We start from the raw sequence: 17878 nt of genomic DNA on the forward strand, positions 1-17878 counted from the left end.
GCGTGCCGCCGGCCACGACGCTGAGGTTGCGGTTGGCGCCTGCGCCCAGTGCGGACAGCGTCAGGTCGTTGGCGTCGCGCAGCGAGACCGCCGCGCCGCTGACGGCGAGTGCGCCGGTGAAGTCGTTGCCGGCGTTGGCCAGCGTGACGTTGCCCCCGGCACCGGCCGCGATGGTGACTGCCTGCGCGCCCGCGGCCTGGGTGATCGCGCCGTTCTGCGTCAGGTTGCCGGTGCTGGTCAGGGTCAGCGTGCCGCTGCCCAGGCTCAGCGTGCCGAGCAGCAGCTCGTTGGCATCCCTGAGCGTGACGGCGTCGCTGCCGAGGCTGCGCAGGCTCACCGCGCCGCGGAAGTCGTTGGCCAGGTCGAGCGAGATCGCCTGGTTGCCGGCGTCGATGCTGACCGCGCCGGCGCCGGACTGGGTGATCACCCCGCTCTGGCCGATCGGGCCGCCGGCGGTCAGGGTCAGCGACCCGCTGCCCAGGGCCGAGGTGCCGAGCTGCAGCGCGCCGACGCTGTTCAGCGCGACGTCGTTGGCGCCGCTGTTGGCCAGCGCGACACGGCCGCCGAAGCTGTTGTTCGGGTCGGTCAGCGTGATGCTGCCGGCTCCGGCGTCGAAGCGGCTCGTCCCGCCGATCACCAGCGCGCCGGTCTGGCCGATCGCGCCGTCCACGCCGACGTCCAGCGAGTCCACCGCGCTGCCCGCCAGCGTCAAGCCGCCGGTCCCGCGCAGCTGCACGTCGGTGCCGGTCAGCGTCAGCGCGCCCGCGAAGCGGTTGGAGCCGTTGCCCAGGGTGATGGCGTTCGCGCCGGCGTCCAGCGTCACGGCGCCGGCGCCGCTCTGGGTGAGCGCGGCGGCCGGGCTGCTGCCGGCCTGGGTGATCGGCCCGCCGGCGCGCAGCGTCAGGGCGCCGCTGCCGACGTTCACCGCGCCGAGCGCGAGCGCGCCGCTGTCGCTCAGGGTGACGTCGTTGGCGCCGGTGTTGCTCAGCGCGACGCTGCCCGCGAAGCTGTTGCCGGCGTCGGCCAGCGTGATGCTGCCGGCCCCGGCGCTGAAGCGGTTGGCGCCGCCGGCCGAGGTCGTGACCAGCGCGCCGGTCTGGCCGATCGCGCCGTCGGCCTCGACCACCAGCGAGCCCACCGTCGAGGCGGCCAGCGAGAGCGCGTTGCTGTCCGCGAGCTGCACCGCGCCGCCGGCCAGCGTGACGGCACCGCGGAAGTCGTTGCCGGTCGCGCCCAGCGTGATCGGGCTGCCGGCGGCCGCGATCGACACCGCTCCCGCGCCGGTCTGCGTGATCGCACCGGTCTGCGTGATCGCGCCGCCCGAACTGATCGTGAGGGCGCCGGAGCCGGCGCCGATGCCGCCGATCTGCGTCGCCAGGCTATTCGTCAGCGCGATGTCGTTGGCACCGCTGTTGGCGAGCGTCACGGCGCCCTGCAGGCGATTGCCCGCCTGGGTCAGCGTGATGGCGTTCGCGCCGCCCTGCACGCGGGTCGTGCCGTCGACCTGCAGCGAGTCGGTCTGCGTCAGTGCGCTGCCGGCGGTGACGTCGAAGTCGCCGCTGACGACCAGGCGGCCCAGCGCGCCGGCGCCGGTGATCGTGAGGTCGTGGGTGACGCTGCTGCCGGCGTGGGCGTCGACCTGCGCGCTGGACACCGGGCCGGCGACGAACAGGTCGCGCACCGTGGCGTCGAGCGCCACGCCGCCGACCGAGAGGCTGGGCGTTGCGCCGAGCGTCAGCCCGTCGGCGCCGCGGGCGAGCTGCGTGCCTGCGCTGGCCGACAGGCTGGTCGGCGCCGCACCGGCGCCGACCGCGCCGGCGAAGCGGATTGCGTTGCCGGCCGTCAGCGCGAGCGTCTGGCTGCCGTCGAGCGTGCTGTCGAAGCGGATCGTGCCGCCGCTGCTGGCGAGTGTCGTCGCGCCGGTGAGCGTGACCGCGCCGCTGTAGGTCTGGTCGCCGCCGGTCGAGATCGTGCCGGTCAACGAGGTCGCGCCGCCGCCGTCGGCGAGGGCGCCGCTCAGGCTGCCGCTGCCGCTGCGCGTGAAGGCATCGGCGCCGCTGCCGCCGCTCAGGTTGCCGACGCCCTGGACGGTCAGGGCGCCGACCTCGATCTGGTTCGCCGCCGACAGGGTGAACGAGTGGCCGGCGTTGCTGCCGGTCAGCGTGCTGCTGGTGCCGGTGCTGCCGTCGTTGCCGACCAGCGTCGTCAGCCCGGTGGAACTGCCGACCACGACGGTCGCGCCGCTGGCCACCGAGCCGTCGGCCAGGCGGAGCTCGAGCGTGCCGGTGCGCCCGGCCAGGCTCAGGGTGTCGTCGCCGCTGCCGGTGATCGCGCCGTTCAGGCGCGCGCTGCCGGTGAACACGAAGCTGTTGCCGCTGCTGCCGGCGCCGGCGGCGAGGTTGCCCACACCGTTGAAGGCGACGCCGCCGACCGTCCCGGCGTTGGCGCCGGTCACCGAGAAGGTCTGCGTGCCGGACGCGCCGGTCAGGGTGGTGCTGGTGCCGCCGGCCACCGTGTCGTTGCCGCGCACCGTGTTGATGCCGCTGAAGCTGCCGACGTCGGTGGCCGTGTTCGTGCCCAGGTCGATCGACACCGCGCCGCTCTTGGCGCGCAGGTCCAGCGTGTCGCTGCCGGTGCCCCCGGCGAGGGCCTGGATCGTGCCGGCGTCGGCCAGCGTGAAGGTGTCCGCGGCGCTGCCGCCGCTGAGGCGCCCGACGCCGCTGAACTGCACCGTCGTCGGCCCGGCGTAGCTCAGCTGGCCCTGGTTCGTGTCGTCGATGGTCCAGGTCGTCGCCAGGTCGGCGCCGAACAGCGTCGTGCCGCCGCCGCTGCTGCCGGGGGTGTCGTTGCCCTCGAGGGTGTCGTTGCCGCCGCTGACGCGCAGGGCCAGCCGGCCGCCCCAGGCGCCGGCGACGATGCGGTTGGCGCCGGTGCCGCCGCTCAGGTCGGCCGCGTCGATCGCCGACAGGGTGATCGGCGTGGCGCCGTCCAGGCTCAGGCTGGCGTCGTCGAGCGTGATCAGTGCCGCGTCCCGGGTCACGCGCAGCGTGTCGTTCGCGCCGGCGCCGCCCGTCGCGCTGACGGACCCGGCGCCGATCGCTGCCGCGCTGGAGAGGGTCAGCGTGTGGGTGGTCGCGCCGCCGGCCTGCCCGAAGGCCAGCGCCACGCCGGCGCCGCCGGCCGCGAGCGCGTCGTCCAGGGTCAGGTCGAGCCCGGCGGTCAGCGTGATGTCGGCGTCGTCGCCGTCGGCGTTGTTGCCGTTGCCGGTGCCGTGCGCGCCGCCGGTGGTCGTGATCGCCGCCGCCTGCAGCGTGCCGCCGGTGGCCGTGAGCGTCACCGCGCCGGCATTGCCGCCACGCGGCCGCGTGCCGTTGCCGCTGGCGTCGCCGCCGTCGCCGCCGCGGGCATCGATCGCCCCGACCGTGATACCGCCGTTTGCGTTGGCGACGCTGACGCTGCCGCCGGCGCCTCCGCGCCCGCCGGCGTTGTTGCCGCTCGGGCTGCTCGAGCCGAGCCCGCCGAGCGCCGTGATGTTGCCCAGGCTGACCTGGCGTGCCGTGCTCGGCGCGGCGACCACCACGTCCACCAGGCCGGCGGCACCGCCCAGCAAGGCGGTGGTGGAGGATGCCGCGTTGCTGCCGCTGGTGTCGATGGCGCCGACGCTGATCGCCCCGTCGCTGGCGTCGAGGTGCAGGTCGCCGCCGGCGCGGCCGACGCCGCTGCTGGCCGCCGTGCCGCCGCGGGTGGTGATGCTGCCGGTGGCCAGCGCGCCGCTGGTGCGGATCCAGACGTCGCCGCCATTGCGTGCGGCCGTGCCGCCGCCGGTGTCGATCGTGCCGGTGAGGTTGACCGACTCGGCGCGGGTGGTCGGCGGGCCGCTGGTGCTGGCCTCGGTCGCGCCGGCCACGCGCAACGCGCCGCCGTTCAGGCGAATGTTGCCCGCGCCGGTGACCGGGCCGCTGGTGAAGATGTTCAGCCCGCCGGTGCCGGCGTTCGTGATGTCGGCGCCCAGCGCGATGCTGTCGGTGGCGCGCAGGGTCAGCGAGGAGGCGGAGTTCCAGTCGGTGAGGTCGGACTCGAAGCTGATGGTGGACGCACCGGCGCTCGTGCCCGCGGTGGCGTCGACGGTCACGTCGGTGCTCTGCAGCGCGTTGCGCAGCGTCGTGACGCTCAGCGTCGAGGTGGCGGAATCGCTCGTGAAGACCGGGCCGGCGCTGATGTCGGTGCTGCTGTCGGTGATGCGGATCGCCGACGGGTCGAGCAGCAGCGTGCCGCGCCGGCCCTGCGGCGCCCGGGTGTCGACCGTGCCGGCGAAGGCGAGCGACTGCCGGCCCGACACCTCGACCTGCCCGCCGTTGCCGCCGGCGCTGCCGCCGCGGGCATCGATGTGGCCGTAGTAGCGCGTCGTCTGGTCGGACCAGACCACCGCCTTGCCGGCGTCGCCGGCGTCGAGCGCGCTGACGTCGATGGCGGCCGCCGCGTCGACGTGCACCTGGGCGGCGTTGCGCAGCGTGCCCTGGCCGTGCAGGTCGCCGCCCACGAGCACGCTGCCGCCGCCGGAGCCGCCGCGGGCGTCCAGCCGGGTTCCTGCGTCGAGCAGCACCTTGTCGCCGGTGACCTCGACCTGGCCGCCCCGCGCCGCACCGGAGACGTCGACCGTGCCGGCCAGGCGCGTGACTCCGGCATCGCCACCGTCGATCACGACACGGCCGTCGCGCACGCCGAGGCCGCGCGCCTGCACGATGCCGGCCATGTTCAGCACCGTGTCGGCAAAGCGGCCGCGCGCCGCGGCGCGCAACTCGACGCTGCCGCCGTCGGCCTGGATGCGGCCGAGCTGGGCGAGCCGGTTGGAGGCCTCGGTCGCGCTGGCCTCGAAGAAGATCAGCCCGTCGCCCTCGACGTCGACCAGCACCTTCTGCGCCGCGGCGAGGCCGACCCGTCCGCCGCTGGCCTGGATCGTGCCGACGTTGCTCACCTGCGGCGCGACCAGCGCGACGCTGCCGCCCGGTGCGTCGATCGTGCCCTCGTTGCGCACCGCGCCGCGCGGGCCGTCGCTGATCAGCAGGTAGCGGCCGGCCTCGAAATCGGCGTTGGACAGGCTGAGCGAGGACGCCACCAGGCCGCCCACGTCGATGCGCGCGCTGGCGCCGAACACGATGCCGTTCGGGTTGAGCAGGAAGATCCGGCCGTTGGACTGGATCTGGCCGAAGATCCGCGACGGATCGTTGCCGGTCACCCGGTTCAGCAGCACCGCGCTGGCGGAGGGCTGGTCGAAGCGCACGCGCTCGCCGGACGCCAGGGAGAAGCTGGTCCAGTCGACGATGCCGCGCGTGCTGCCCTGCCTGACGATCTGCAGCGTGGTGCTCGGCGAGCTGATCGACACCTGGCCGCTGACCACGGTCGCGCCCTGCGGCAGCGCATGGGCCGGGCCGGCGAGCGCCAGGCACGCGGCCAGGCCGACCGGGTGCAGGCGGGGCAGGGCGCGTCGGGGCTGTTTCATCGCTGTCTCCGCGAGCTTGCGGTGGGCCCGGTCAGAAGGTCTTGTTGCCGATCAGGTAGACCCGCGGCTTGCGCTCGCGGGTGTCCGCCTCCGCCTTGCCGCCGCTCGGCCAGGCGAGGTAGCCGCGCAGCGCGAAGTCGTTCGCGCGGTCCCACACGGTGCCGATCCCCCAGCCGCTGAAGGACTTGCTGTTGTCCGGCGGCGCGCTGCTGTCGACCGGCTCGGCCGGCCTGGCCCGCACCCGGATGTTCCCGGCGTCGACGAAGGCACTGAACACCAGCTCGCGCGAGAGGCGGCCGAACCAGCTCTCCGGCGGCAGGAAACGCAGCTCGAGCGAGCCGACCACGCCGCTGTCGCCGGTGCCCTCGCCCGGCGCGAAGGCGCGCACCCGGTCCGGGCCGCCGAGCTGGAACTGCTCGGTGCTGTCGAGGTTGTCGCGCGCGAACTGGGCCTTCAGGCTGGCGTACAGCAGCAGGCGGTTGTCGATCAGGTTCTGCATCCGCGCCAGGTTCATGCGCAGGTGCGAGAAGCTCGCGGGCAGCTCGGACGATCGGCGCGGCGAGTCCAGGCGCCCGTGCACCAGCGCCAGCTCGAAGGTGTTGACGCCACCGGTCAGCAAGTCGTCGCGCGCGTCGCCGGACAGCGAGACCTGCAGGTTGTCGACCTGCTTGCGGGTCGAGCTGAGCGCCAGGTCGACGCGGTCGACGTAGCGCTTGGCATCCAGCGACAGCAGCCCGAACAGGTTCAGGTTGCGCGAGCGCACCACCGGGTACAGCGCATAGGCGGTGAAGGTCGACGCACGCCCGTTCAGCCCGAGCGGCAGCTCGTCCTTGTCGAGTTCGTAGCGCACCAGCGACAGCGAGGTGCCGAGCTTGAGGCCGTCCGAGCCGACCGGGAGCGTGTAGCCGGCCAGCCCGAACACCAGCCCGCGGGTCGAGGTGGACAGCAGGTTGAGCACCAGGCCGTCGCCGCGGCCGAACGGGCTGTTGAAGGTGCCGAGCCAGCTGCCGCGCAGCGTGCCCGAGTATCGCGAGCCGAGCGTGTCGGCCTCGACGCGCTGCGTCAGCGGCGCCTCGGGCTGGGGCGTCACCACCAGCGAGGCGGTGCCGGGCGTGCGCCCGGCGCGCACCTCGAAGCGCGCCGTCAGTCCGCGCAGGTCGTTGACCAGGAAGACCACGCGCTCGACGTCGCGCACGTGCAGGATCTCGCCCGGCTTGAGCCGCGCCAGGTAGGCCTCGACCACCTCGCGGCGCACCGGCATGCCCTCGGGCCAGTCGAGCACGACCTCGTCGAGCCGTCCCTCGAGCACCGCGATGCGCACCCGGCCACCCTCGGGCGACTGCTCGGGCAGGTAGGCGTAGCCGAGGTAGTAGCCGAGGTCGCGCTGCAGGAAGCGCGTGACCTGCGCCGCGGCGTCGACCAGGTCTTCGTAGCTGCGGCCCGGGCCGACGTAGGCGGCGGTCAGCGCCGGCAGCGCCGCGCGCAGGGCGGCCGGTGCCGTGTCGTCGACGACATAGGCCGACACGTCCAGCCTGACCTCGTCGGCCGGCTTGCCGAGCTCGCGCGGCGCCGGCCGCTCGGGCGGCGGCGGGCCGTCGGGCCGCGCCAGCGGCGGCCGCGGGCGCAATTGGTCCGGCGTGGGCACCGCGCCCGCCGGCGGGGGCGCTGGGTCGGCGGTCGCGGCATGCAGCGGGAGCGGCAGCGCGAGCGCGGCCAGCAGGAGGCCACCGACGCGCCAGCCACGTTCCAGGTCCATGCCGAGCCCGCCCCAAGCTCCGCGAACCCCCCGGCCCGCGATGCCGCGAGCGTAACGCGCGCCGCCGGGCCCCGCATTGAGCGGCGTCGCGTCCGCACCACCCCATCCCGCGTTGCGGGGATCCGCAAGGATCTGGCGCGCGGACGCGACTCGTGCCCGTGTTCACTTGACGAGTGCCGAGCCCGCGCTATACAACCCACCGTCCCACCGGGGCGGCACCGCGTCCGTCGGCCGTCGCCCCGCGCCAATGAACCCTGCCGCAGAACACGAGAATGGATGACGAGACCGGGTTGGAGGGTGACGAGCGAGCCTCCGTCGATGCGTGGCTCGAGCCCCTGGGCGACCCGCCTTGCGGCGACGACCTGGAATGGGACAACGATTTCCTCGAGATGTCTCAGGCCGCGGTCGGCAAGCCCGGCACGCAGTTCAACAACGACTCCGACGCGAAGCCGCCCGATTGGCGTGCCGTCAGGCGCCTGGCCGAGGGCCTGTTCGAGCGCTCGCGCGACCTGCGCATCGCGGTCTACTGGGCGCGTGCCCTGGTGCACCTCGAAGGCGCCCGCACCCTGGTGGCCAGCATGCGCCTGGTGCACGGCCTGCTGGAGCGTTACTGGGACGACCTGCACCCGCGGCTGGACGACGGTGACGCCTACGCGCGCGTCAATGCGCTGAACGACATGGCCGGCGCGGCCGGGCTGATCGGCGACCTGCGCCAGTCCAGCATCGTGTCCGGGCGCGGTTATGGCGAACTGCGCGGCCGCGAACTCGAGATCGCGCTGGGCATGCTCGAGCCGCGCGAGGGCGAGGCGGCGATGTCCACCGCGCAGCTCGAGCACCTGCTCGCCGACGCCGTGGGCGAGGATCCGACGCTGCGCCACTTCGCCGGCGCCGTCGTCGCGCGCATCGAGCAGATCGACGCGCTGATGCAGGAGAAGGTCGGCTACGGCAATGCGCCCGAGCTCGGCACGCTGAAGTCGCTGCTGTCGGGGCTGCAGGGCTTGATGCCGGCCGACGCCGCCGAGGAGCCTCCGGCCGACGAGGGCGCCGGCACCGAGGTCGGCGACGGCAGCGCCGCCGACGAGGCGCCCGCGGCGGCCACGCCGCGCCGCGGGGGCGCCCGCGGCGGCGGCCTGCCGGGCAGCATCGAGACGCGCGAGGACGCGCTGCGGGCAATCGACCTGGTCTGCGCCTACCTGGAGCGCACCGAGCCGACCAACCCGGCCCAGTTCTTCCTGCGCCGCGCGCGCAAGCTCGTCGACAAGAACTTCATCGAACTCGTGCGCGAGCTCGCGCCGGACTCCCTCGAGCAGGTGGCCAAGATCATGGGGGTGTCCACCGACGAGTATTCGTCCGGCAGTTCGTACTGAAGAATTGATGGCAAGATTCTCCGTTCGTTGACGAGGCCGTTCCGGAGCGCCGCGGCGCTTCGATCCATTCCGAGGAGCCAGCCATGGGCAGCAGTCAGAAATTCATCGCGCGCAACCGTGCGCCCCGCGTGCAGATCGAGTACGACGTCGAGTTGTACGGCGCCGAGAAGAAGGTGCAGCTGCCCTTCGTGATGGGCGTGATGGCCGACCTGAGCGGCAAGCCGGCCGAGGCGCTGCCGGGCGTGGCCGACCGCAAGTTCCTCGAGATCGACGTCGACAACTTCGACTCGCGCCTGAAGTCGATGAAGCCGCGCGTCGCGTTCTCGGTGCCCAACACGCTGACCGGCGAGGGCAACCTCTCGGTGGACGTGACCTTCGAGAGCATGGACGACTTCTCCCCGGCGGCCGTGGCGCGCAAGGTCGAGGGGCTGAACAAGCTGCTCGAGGCGCGCCAGCAGCTCTCCAACCTGATCACCTACATGGACGGCAAGAGCGGAGCGGAGGAACTGATCGCCAAGGTGCTGGCCGATCCGGCGCTGCTGTCCTCGCTGACGGCCGAGGCCAAGCCGCAGGAATGAGTCGCGGGTCCACCCTGAACCGGAGCAACACCAATGGCTGAACTCGAACGACAAGGCTCGGCGATGGCCGGGGTCACCCTCGAGGGCAACGACTTCGCGTCCTTGCTCAAGAAGGAATTCAAGCCCAAGACCGACGAGGCGAAGAACGCCGTCGAGCAGGCGGTGCACACGCTGGCGCAGCAGGCACTGGCCAACACCAAGCTGGTCAGCGGCGACGCGATCCGCAGCATCGAGGCGATGATCGCGGCGCTGGACCGCAAGCTGACCGAGCAGGTCAACCTGATCATCCACCACGAGGACTTCCAGAAGCTCGAGGCCTCGTGGCGCGGGCTGCACTACCTCGTCAACAACACCGAGACCGACGAGCAGCTGAAGATCCGCGTGCTCAACATCTCGAAGCAGGACCTGGGCAAGACCCTCAAGCGCTTCAAGGGCACCGCGTGGGACCAGTCGCCCATCTTCAAGAAGCTCTACGAAGAGGAGTACGGCCAGTTCGGCGGCGAGCCCTACGGCTGCCTGGTGGGCGACTACCACTTCGACCACACGCCGCCGGACGTCGAGCTGCTGGGCGAGATGGCCAAGGTCGCCGCGTCCGCACACGCCCCCTTCATCACGGGGGCGGCGCCCTCGGTGATGCAGATGGAGTCCTGGCAGGAGCTCGCCAACCCGCGCGACCTGACCAAGATCTTCACGACGCCGGAGTACGCCGCCTGGCGCTCGCTGCGCGAGTCGGACGACGCGCGCTACCTGGCGCTGTGCATGCCGCGTTTCCTCTCGCGCCTGCCCTACGGCGCCAAGACCAACCCGGTCGACGACTTCGCCTTCGAGGAGGACACCGAGGGCTCCGACCACAGCAAGTACACCTGGGCCAACGCGGCCTACGCGATGGCCACCAACGTGAACCGCTCGTTCAAGGAGTACGGCTGGTGTTCGCGCATCCGCGGCATCGAATCAGGGGGTGCCGTCCAGAACCTGCCGACCCATACTTTCCCCACCGATGACGGTGGTGTCGACATGAAGTGCCCGACGGAGATCGCGATCTCCGACCGGCGCGAGGCCGAGCTCTCGAAGAACGGCTTCCTGTCGATGATCCACCGGAAGAATTCCGACTTCGCCGCGTTCATCAGCGGACAGTCGCTGCAGAAGCCCCAGGAGTACGACGATCCCGACGCGACCGCCAATGCATCCCTCGCGGCCCGTCTACCGTACCTCTTCGCATGCAACCGATTCGCGCATTACCTGAAGTGCATCGTCCGGGACAAGATCGGTTCGTTCCGCTCGCGCGAGTCGATGCAGGACTGGCTCAACGAATGGATCCTCAAGTACGTCGATGGGGACCCGCTGAACTCGAGCGAGGAGACCAAGGCGCGCCGGCCGCTGGCGGCCGCGCAGGTCGAGGTCGAGGAGATCGAGGGCCAGCCGGGCTACTACCAGTCCAAGTTCTACCTGAAACCGCACTACCAGCTCGAGGGCCTGACGGTGTCCTTGCGACTGGTGTCCAAGCTACCGTCGGAGAAGTCCGCGTAATCCGATTGACGCCGCGCGGGGCGTGAACCTGCAAAGGAGAGTGACACATGGCAGTCAATGCGTTCCTGACCTTCTTCGACAAGGCCGATGGCGAGTCGATCCAGAAGGGCAAGGAGAAGTGGATCGAGATCCAGGGCTGGGACTGGGAAATCGAGGCCGAGACCAGCTGGACCAAGGGTGGCGGCGCCTCGGTCGGCAAGCCCAACCCGGGCAAGATGAACTGGGAGCACTACTTCGACACCTCGTCGACGGTGATCATGGGCTACATCTGCACCGGCAAGGCCTTCCCGAAGGTCGAGCTGCAGATGATGAAGACCACCGGCAGCGCAACGCCGGAGACCTACTTCACGATGGTGATGGAAGGCGCCTTCATCACCAAGGTCAGCAACAGCGGCACGGAGGAAGGCAACGTGACGCAGAAGGTCGAGATGGTCTTCAAGACCGTCAAGATCGAGTACAAGCCGCAGGACAACAAGACCGGCAAGCTCGGCGCGGTCAAGACCTACAACTGGAACATCTCCACCGGCGAGGCCTCGCCATCGTCCTGACGCCGTACGCGTCGGTGGCGGAGTGGGGCCGGGCGCAGGCGTCCGGCCCAGCCGCCGCGTCACAGCAGGTCCATTGAACCACCGGGGCGTCGGGCATGAGCGGGTCCAACATCTACATGCGCATGATCACCGAGCGCGGCCCGGTGATCGGCGAAGGGTTGCTGCAGGGATGGGAGGGTGCCGTCGAGCTGAAGGAGTTCAGCTGGGGCATGCACGTCCTGAAGGACCCGCAGGAAGAGAGTGTCGGCAACGCGCTGGCCTCCATCGCGGGCATGGGCAAGCCGGTGACGGTCAAGCTCGAGCCGCTGGAGTTCGTCAAGCGCTTCGACGTGTCGTCGATGCAGATGCACCTCAGCCTGGACCGCCACTGGAAGGTGCTCAACGCCACCATCACCGTGCTGCACATCAAGCAGAAGGGCAAGTTCATCCACGAGCCCGGCTTCGTGCTGATGGCCAACGACGGCTACTTCTCCGACATCTCGCTCGACCTGTCGCAGGACGGCGGCATGGTCGAGCTGGTCGAGACCTGCAAGCTGAACTTCAAGCAGGTGACGATGCAGTACCTGAAGAAGATCGGCAATTCGGTGGCGCCGGCGGCGCCGTTCTTCTACCCCGCCCCATCGCTGGTTTGACGAGGTGCCATGGACGTTGCCGAGCTCTACCTGTCGATGACCCGCCCTTCCGCCGTCCCGGTGGTCGGCGAATGCATGGCGGACGGCTTCGTCGGCCAGATCCAGATCGAGCGCTGGAGCTGGAACCTGATGAACGACGAGGAAATCAAGCGGGCAAAGAAGGACGCCCGCGACTACGAAGGCCACAGCGAATTCCTGAACAATCTCGGTGACCCGCACGACCGGCAACGTCAGGCGGACCGTTTCGCCTTGGCGCGCAAGAAGCTGAATGATGCGCTGGAGGCGCAAGCGCGCGCGTCCGAGCCGGAAGACCCGGAGTCGGCCGCGACCGCTCGCGCGGCCGAGATGAAGAAGTACGCGAACAAGGACGAGGCGACCCGGGACAAGGCGATGGCGGAGTACGACCGCCGCAAGGGCATCGAGCGCAGGAATGCGCAGCTGGAGGCCTTCAAGAACGTCGAGCGGGCCCGCATCGCGCTCAAGGGGGTCGACAAGGACCTCACGCGCAAGGACCGCGACGAACTCGAGCGACTCGACAAGATGGTCGGCGAGGCGGTCAGCGATGCCGAGAAGATCGAGCGGCGGCTGAAGGCCGGCAACGAGGCCTGGGAAGAGCAGAACAAGAGCTACGAGTTCAACTTCAGCAAGCGCGTCGACTTCGCCACCACGCAGATGCTGAACTCGATGAAGGCCGGCGACGTGTTCCCGCTGGCCGTGCTGACCATCAACCAGCGGTCGTCGAACTCCGGCATGGTGCTGGTCTTCACCGTCACCAACCTGCGCCTGCTCGACTACAGCCTGCGCGCCGAGGTCAGCGAGACGATGACCGACATGAAGGAGCAGTGGAAGGCCGAGTTCCGCTCGCTGGCCTACGTGTACAAGAACCGCAAGGCGATCGAGTCGTCGTCCGACGGGGCCGAGGCCGCCACCAAGATGGCGACGCAGGGCACCGTGCGCACCTTCGCGATGAAGAAGGACCTGGGCATCTGACCCGGAGCGCCTCACGATGGCGATGACGAACTACCGCGACCTGAGCACGCTGAGCTCGGCCTCGGGCGCGGGGTTCCAGTTCGAGTTCTTCTGCGAGGTCACCGGCGAGACCTGGCGTTCGCCGTTCCGGCCCTACCGGCGCGGCCAGATGCACGGCCTGGTGTCCAAGCTGACCTACTGGTTCAACGACCTGCATGCGCTCGGGCGCGCCGCCGAGTACGCGGCCGATTCCGGCGCGACGCGTGCCAAGGCGGCGGCGCTGGCCGAGGCGCAGCAGCTCGCCGAGCAGCACTTCCGGCATTGCGAGGAGTGCGGCAAGTGGGTCATGCCGGCCGCCTGGGACGAGCGTGGCGGGCACTGCGTGCAGTGCGCGGCAAAGGCACGCGGCTACGGCGCCGTCGCGCCTTCGGCGACCGAGTCGGCCAGCCCGACCGCCGTGTGCCCGAACTGCCAGACGCCCTCGCAGGGCGGGCGCTTCTGCCACGAGTGCGGCTTCGACATGGCCAGTGCCTTCAAGAGTTGCCCGAGCTGCGGCGCTACATTGCCGCGTCAGGCACGCTTCTGCACCGACTGCGGACACGGCTTCTGACCTCCGGCGGCCCGGCCGCCGCAACCATCCGAGAAACACGCCATGGCCGATCCCCGAACCGATGCCGAAGAGGCCCTGCACGCCGGTGACCCGCGCGCCGCGCTGGCGCGCCTGACCGAGGCCGTTCGCGCCAAGCCGGCCGACGCGAAGCTGCGCATCTTCCTCGCCCAGCTGCTGTGTGTGCTCGGTCAGTGGGAGCGCGCCCACACCCAGCTCAACGTCGTGGCCGACATGGACAAGCTCGCGATCCCGATGCGCGAGACGGTCGGCCACGCGATCCGCTGCGAGCTGATCCGCGCCCAGGTGTTCGCCGGCAAGCGCACGCCGATGGTGTTCGGCCAGCCCGACGCCTGGCTGGCGCTGCTGATCGAATCGCTGCTGCAGAAGGGCCAGGGCGACGAGGCGCAGTCGCAGGACCTGGCCGCGCGCGCCTTCGACGCGGCGCCGGCGGTCGGCGGGAAGATCGACGGCACGCCCTTCGAGTGGATCATGGACGCCGACTCGCGCATCGGCCCCGTGCTCGAGGCCTGCGTCAACGGCAACTACTACTGGGTGCCGTTCGCGCGCCTGGCGCGCGTCAGCTTCGACGCACCGGAGGACCTGCGCGACTGCGTCTGGACACCCGCGCAGCTGCAGTTCGTCAACGGCGGCGAGACGGTCGCGCTGGTGCCCACGCGCTACCCGGGTTCGCAGGACAGCCCGGACGGCCTGGTCAACCTGGCGCGCAAGACCGAGTGGCTGCCAATCGGCAACGACCGCTTCGCCGGCCTCGGCCAGCGCGTGCTGGCCACCGACGCCGGCGAGTACGACCTGATGGGCGTGCGCCAGATCGAGCTCGACGAGTTGCCGGCCGCGCCCGAGGGCGACGGCGAGGCCGCCTAAGTGGCCGGGCTGTCCGCCCAGGAGCGTCTGCAGCCGTCGCTGCTCGACCGGCTGACCGACAACGACGCCAGCTCCACCAAGGAGCCGCTCGAAGCGCGCGTGCTGAACAAGAAGCAGCTGCGCGACGCGGTGCTGCGCGACCTGACCTGGCTGTTCAACTGCACTGCGCAGGAGCCCGATCCGCGCAGCCGCGACCGCGAGCGCGTGCGCATGTGGCGCGAGGCGCCCGAGGCGGTGAAGTCGGTCATCAACTTCGGCATCCCGGCGCTGACCGGCAGCAGCTGGTCGACACTCGAGTTCCCGGTGCTCGAGCAGGCGATCAGGGTCTGCATCGCGCGCTTCGAGCCGCGCATCGACGACAAGACCCTCGAGGTGAAGATCACCAACGACCTGTCCACCGGCCAGCGCCCGACCAGCCTGCGCCTGGTGATCCGCGGTCAGCTCTGGAACCAGCCGGTGCCGCTGGAACTGCTGCTGTCGGCCGACGTCGACGTCGACACCGGCCAGGCGGCCGTGCGCGACATGCGCAGCTGAGGGCCGGAACGATGGATCCGCGCCTGCTGCGCTACTACAACCAGGAACTGCGCTACCTGCGCGAGATGGGGGGCGAGTTCGCGCGCGAGTTCCCGAAGATCGCCGGGCGGCTCGGCATCGAGGGCCTGGAGGTCGCCGACCCGTACGTCGAGCGCCTGATGGAGGCCACCGCCTTCCTGGCCGCGCGCGTGCAGCTCAAGCAGGACGCCGAGTTCCCGGCGCTCTCGCAGCGCCTGCTCGACATGGTCTGCCCCAACCTCGGCGCGCCGCTGCCGTCGATGCTCGTCGCGCAGTTCCAGCCGGGCAACGACCCGAACCTGGCCGGCGGCTTCAAGGTGCCGCGCGGCAGCGCGCTGTTCGGTCCGGAGACCGCGCTCGGCCCGACGCGCTGCGAGTTCCGCACCGCGCAGGACCTGGTGCTGACGCCGCTGCGGGTGGCCTCGGTCGAGTACTTCCTCAACGCCACCGACCTGCCGCTGGCCACGCTGCCGCTGCCGGAGCGTCCGAGGAGCGGCGTGCGCATCCGCTTCGGGCTGCCGCCGGGCATGCTGTTCAACCAGGTGCGCCTGGACACGCTGCGCTTCTTCCTCGGCGGGCTGCAGGACGTGGCGCTGCGCCTGCACGAGCTGATCGTCGGCCACTGCGTCGGCGTGCTGGCCGGCGCGCCGGGGCGCGAAGGCGAGGGCACGCGACGCTTCCTGAGCGCCGCCGTGGTGCAGCCGGTCGGCTACGACGACGCCGACGCGATGCTGCCGGTCACGCTGCGCGGCCTGGCCGGCACGCGGCTCATGCAGGAGTACTTCGCCTTCCCGCAGCGCTTCCTGTTCGTCGACGTGGCGGGCCTTGCGCCGGCCTTCGGCGCCTGCACCGGCACCACGTTCGAGCTGGTGCTGCTGTTCAACCGCTACGACACCTCGCTCGAGGGCAGCGGCGAGCCGGGCAACTTCGCGCTGCACTGCGTGCCCGCGGTCAACCTGTTCGAGCGACGCGCCGAGCGCATCGACATCGACGACCACACCGCCGCCTTCCACGTGATGCCCGAGCGCATCGCGTCGGCCGACTTCGAGGTCTTCGACATCGCCTCGGTGCACGGCTACAACGACGACAGCGAGGAGATGGAGTTCCTGCCGTTGTTCGCGGTGCCGCAGCGCGACCCGGCCGGCGCCAAGGGCTACTACACCTGCCAGCGCGAGCCGCGCCTGGCCAGCAACCGCAGCCGGCGCGAAGGGCCGCGCTCGGGCTACGTCGGCACGGAGATGTACGTCTCGCTGGTCGACATGACCCATGCGCCCTACCGCGAGAGCCTGCGCCAGCTGGCCGCGCGCGTGACCTGCACCAACCGCGACCTGCCGGTGTTCATGCCGGTGGGCGCCGAGCACGGCGAGCTGACGCTGAACACGCGCGCCCCGGCCGACGCGATCCGGGTCGTCGCCGGGCCGTCGCGCCCGCACAGCGCGCTGCGCGAGGGGCCGATGGCCTGGCGGCTGCTGTCGCTGCTGTCGCTGAACTACCTGTCGCTGCTGGACGAGAACCCGCACGACGGCGCGATGGCGCTGCGCGAGCTGCTCGGGCTGTTCGCGCAGGGCGCGGACACCGGCCTGCGGCGCCAGGTCGAGGGCGTGCGCTCGGTGGCGGTGCGCCCGGTGGTGCGGCGCCACCCGGCGCCCGGGCCGATCGCCTTCGGCCGCGGCCTCGAGGTGCGCGTGACGGTCGACGACCTGTCCTTCGAGGGCGGCAGCGCGGTGCTGCTCGGCTCGGTGCTGCACCGCTACTTCGCGCGCCACGTGTCGATGAACAGCTTCGTGCAGACCGTGGTCGCCTCGCTGACGCGCGGCGACCTGAAGACCTGGGCCCCGGGGCCGGGCGCGAGGCCGGTGCTGTGAACGAACGGGCCGACCCCGCCGTCGCCGCGCCCGCGGACGAGCTGCTCGCGCGCATCGCGGCACGCCCCTCGCACTACGACCTGTTCCAGGCGCTGCGCCGCATCGAGGCGGCCCACCCCGAGCAGCCGCGCCTGGGCGACGCGCTGCGCCCGTCCGACGAGCCGGTGCGCTTCAACGAGGAGCCGGCGCTGACCTTCCCGCCCGGCGCCATCTCGCGCATCGAGTTCGGCCGGCCCGGCGCGCCGCGCCTGGTGCAGCGCGTGATCGGCTTCCTCGGGCCCAACGGCGCGCTGCCGATCCACCTGACCGAGTACGCGCGCGAGCGCCTGCTGCACCATGCGGACCGCACGGTCGGCGGCTTCCTGAACATGCTGCTGCATCGCTTCGGGCTGTTCTTCTACCGGGCCTGGGCGCGCGCCAACCCGGTGGTCGGCATGGACCGCCCGCGCGATGCACCGGTGGTGCGCCACGTCGGCGCGCTGATCGGCGTCGAGGAGCCGGCGCTGCGCGAGCGCGACGCACTGGGCGACTTCGCCAAGCTGAACTTCGTCGGCCGCCTGGCCCGCTCGGTGCGCGACGCCGACGGCCTGCAGGCCTGGCTCGCGCTGCGCTTCGGCGTGCCGGTGCAGGTGGAGCAGTTCTGCGGCCACTGGATGGCGCTGGCGCGCGCCGAGCGCTCGCGCCTGGGCGGCGCCGAGCCGCAGGGCCTGGGCCGCGGCGTGGTGCTGGGCGAGTCGGTCTGGGACGTGCAGCACAAGTTCCGCATCGTCATCGGCCCGCTCGAGTGGGAGGATTTCGAGTCGCTGCTGCCCGGCGGCTGGCGGCTCGACCCGCTGCAGGCGCTGGTGCGGCAGTATGTGGGCTTCGAGTTCAACTGGGACCTGCGCCTGATCCTGCGCCGCGAGGAGGTGCCGGCCTGGCAGCTCGGCCGCGAACGCGGTGTCGGGCAGCTCGGCCGCACCAGCTGGATGAACGGCCAGCGCAAGCCCGGCCACGCGGACGAGCTGATCATGAACGTCGAGAGCATCCGGCGCGCGCCGCTGCGGCCGTCGGTGGCCGCGCAGCGCCACTGACCGCGCCGCCGAGACCGAA

13 protein-coding genes are annotated in these 17878 nt (G+C 71.5%); 11 read left to right on the forward strand and 2 right to left on the reverse strand.

The window, feature by feature from the left end:
- Both D9C15_RS20950 and D9C15_RS20955 read right to left on the reverse strand, forming a co-directional pair.
- On the reverse strand, nucleotides 1–5500 hold a 5500-nt coding region (locus D9C15_RS20950; protein ID WP_128000416.1), incomplete at its 3' end, for a two-partner secretion domain-containing protein.
- Between the two features lie 31 nt (nucleotides 5501–5531).
- Entirely contained in the window at nucleotides 5532–7256 is a 1725-nt protein-coding gene (locus D9C15_RS20955; protein ID WP_128000417.1) for a ShlB/FhaC/HecB family hemolysin secretion/activation protein, read from the reverse strand.
- Nucleotides 7257–7528: 272 nt separating this feature from the next.
- On the opposite strand from D9C15_RS20955, the gene tssA reads away from it, so the two are divergent.
- From tssA to tssG, 11 genes are all read left to right on the forward strand, one after another.
- On the forward strand, nucleotides 7529–8623 hold the full coding sequence (gene tssA, locus D9C15_RS20960; RefSeq protein ID WP_128000418.1) for a type VI secretion system protein TssA: 1095 nt from the start codon (nucleotides 7529–7531) through the stop codon (nucleotides 8621–8623).
- Nucleotides 8624–8706: 83 nt separating this feature from the next.
- Nucleotides 8707–9201: a type VI secretion system contractile sheath small subunit gene (gene tssB / locus D9C15_RS20965; RefSeq protein WP_128000419.1), complete on the forward strand. Its 495-nt coding sequence runs from the start codon at nucleotides 8707–8709 to the stop codon at nucleotides 9199–9201.
- A gap of 63 nt (nucleotides 9202–9264) precedes the next feature.
- Nucleotides 9265–10728 carry a type VI secretion system contractile sheath large subunit gene (gene tssC / locus D9C15_RS20970; protein ID WP_375138812.1) on the forward strand — a complete coding sequence of 488 codons (1464 nt, stop codon included), beginning with the start codon at nucleotides 9265–9267 and terminating at the stop codon, nucleotides 10726–10728.
- A gap of 47 nt (nucleotides 10729–10775) precedes the next feature.
- Nucleotides 10776–11276 (forward strand): Hcp family type VI secretion system effector, encoded by a 501-nt coding sequence (locus tag D9C15_RS20975; RefSeq protein WP_128000421.1) that lies wholly within the window; start codon nucleotides 10776–10778, stop codon nucleotides 11274–11276.
- A 95-nt stretch (nucleotides 11277–11371) separates the two neighbouring features.
- On the forward strand, nucleotides 11372–11908 hold the full coding sequence (locus D9C15_RS20980) for a type VI secretion system tube protein Hcp (protein ID WP_128000422.1): 537 nt from the start codon (nucleotides 11372–11374) through the stop codon (nucleotides 11906–11908).
- A 9-nt stretch (nucleotides 11909–11917) separates the two neighbouring features.
- The gene (locus D9C15_RS20985) at nucleotides 11918–12898 is read left to right on the forward strand and encodes a hypothetical protein (protein ID WP_128000423.1); all 981 of its coding nucleotides are present in this window, start codon (nucleotides 11918–11920) and stop codon (nucleotides 12896–12898) included.
- Between the two features lie 16 nt (nucleotides 12899–12914).
- Nucleotides 12915–13487, forward strand: a complete 573-nt coding sequence (locus tag D9C15_RS20990; RefSeq protein WP_128000424.1) for a zinc ribbon domain-containing protein — start codon at nucleotides 12915–12917, stop codon at nucleotides 13485–13487.
- A 42-nt stretch (nucleotides 13488–13529) separates the two neighbouring features.
- Nucleotides 13530–14369: a type VI secretion system accessory protein TagJ gene (locus D9C15_RS20995; protein WP_128000425.1), complete on the forward strand. Its 840-nt coding sequence runs from the start codon at nucleotides 13530–13532 to the stop codon at nucleotides 14367–14369.
- Nucleotides 14370–14903 carry a type VI secretion system baseplate subunit TssE gene (gene tssE / locus D9C15_RS21000; protein WP_128000426.1) on the forward strand — a complete coding sequence of 178 codons (534 nt, stop codon included), beginning with the start codon at nucleotides 14370–14372 and terminating at the stop codon, nucleotides 14901–14903.
- A gap of 11 nt (nucleotides 14904–14914) precedes the next feature.
- Nucleotides 14915–16786: a type VI secretion system baseplate subunit TssF gene (gene tssF, locus D9C15_RS21005; protein WP_128000427.1), complete on the forward strand. Its 1872-nt coding sequence runs from the start codon at nucleotides 14915–14917 to the stop codon at nucleotides 16784–16786.
- Nucleotides 16783–17859, forward strand: coding sequence for a type VI secretion system baseplate subunit TssG (gene tssG, locus D9C15_RS21010; protein WP_164886801.1), 1077 nt, complete (start codon nucleotides 16783–16785; stop codon nucleotides 17857–17859). The genes tssF and tssG overlap by 4 nt, the downstream gene beginning before the upstream one ends.
- Nucleotides 17860–17878: the final 19 nt, after the last annotated feature.

Source organism: Piscinibacter defluvii, assembly GCF_004011805.1.
GTDB lineage: Bacteria > Pseudomonadota > Gammaproteobacteria > Burkholderiales > Burkholderiaceae_C > Piscinibacter > Piscinibacter defluvii.

Coding starts and splice junctions, on each gene's coding strand:
- D9C15_RS20955 (WP_128000417.1), bottom strand. CDS start 7,256: ATGGACCTGGAACGTGGCTGGCGCGTCGGTGGCCTCCTGCTGGCCGCG.
- tssA (WP_128000418.1), top strand. CDS start 7,529: ATGGATGACGAGACCGGGTTGGAGGGTGACGAGCGAGCCTCCGTCGAT.
- tssB (WP_128000419.1), top strand. CDS start 8,707: ATGGGCAGCAGTCAGAAATTCATCGCGCGCAACCGTGCGCCCCGCGTG.
- tssC (WP_375138812.1), top strand. CDS start 9,265: ATGGCCGGGGTCACCCTCGAGGGCAACGACTTCGCGTCCTTGCTCAAG.
- D9C15_RS20975 (WP_128000421.1), top strand. CDS start 10,776: ATGGCAGTCAATGCGTTCCTGACCTTCTTCGACAAGGCCGATGGCGAG.
- D9C15_RS20980 (WP_128000422.1), top strand. CDS start 11,372: ATGAGCGGGTCCAACATCTACATGCGCATGATCACCGAGCGCGGCCCG.
- D9C15_RS20985 (WP_128000423.1), top strand. CDS start 11,918: ATGGACGTTGCCGAGCTCTACCTGTCGATGACCCGCCCTTCCGCCGTC.
- D9C15_RS20990 (WP_128000424.1), top strand. CDS start 12,915: ATGGCGATGACGAACTACCGCGACCTGAGCACGCTGAGCTCGGCCTCG.
- D9C15_RS20995 (WP_128000425.1), top strand. CDS start 13,530: ATGGCCGATCCCCGAACCGATGCCGAAGAGGCCCTGCACGCCGGTGAC.
- tssF (WP_128000427.1), top strand. CDS start 14,915: ATGGATCCGCGCCTGCTGCGCTACTACAACCAGGAACTGCGCTACCTG.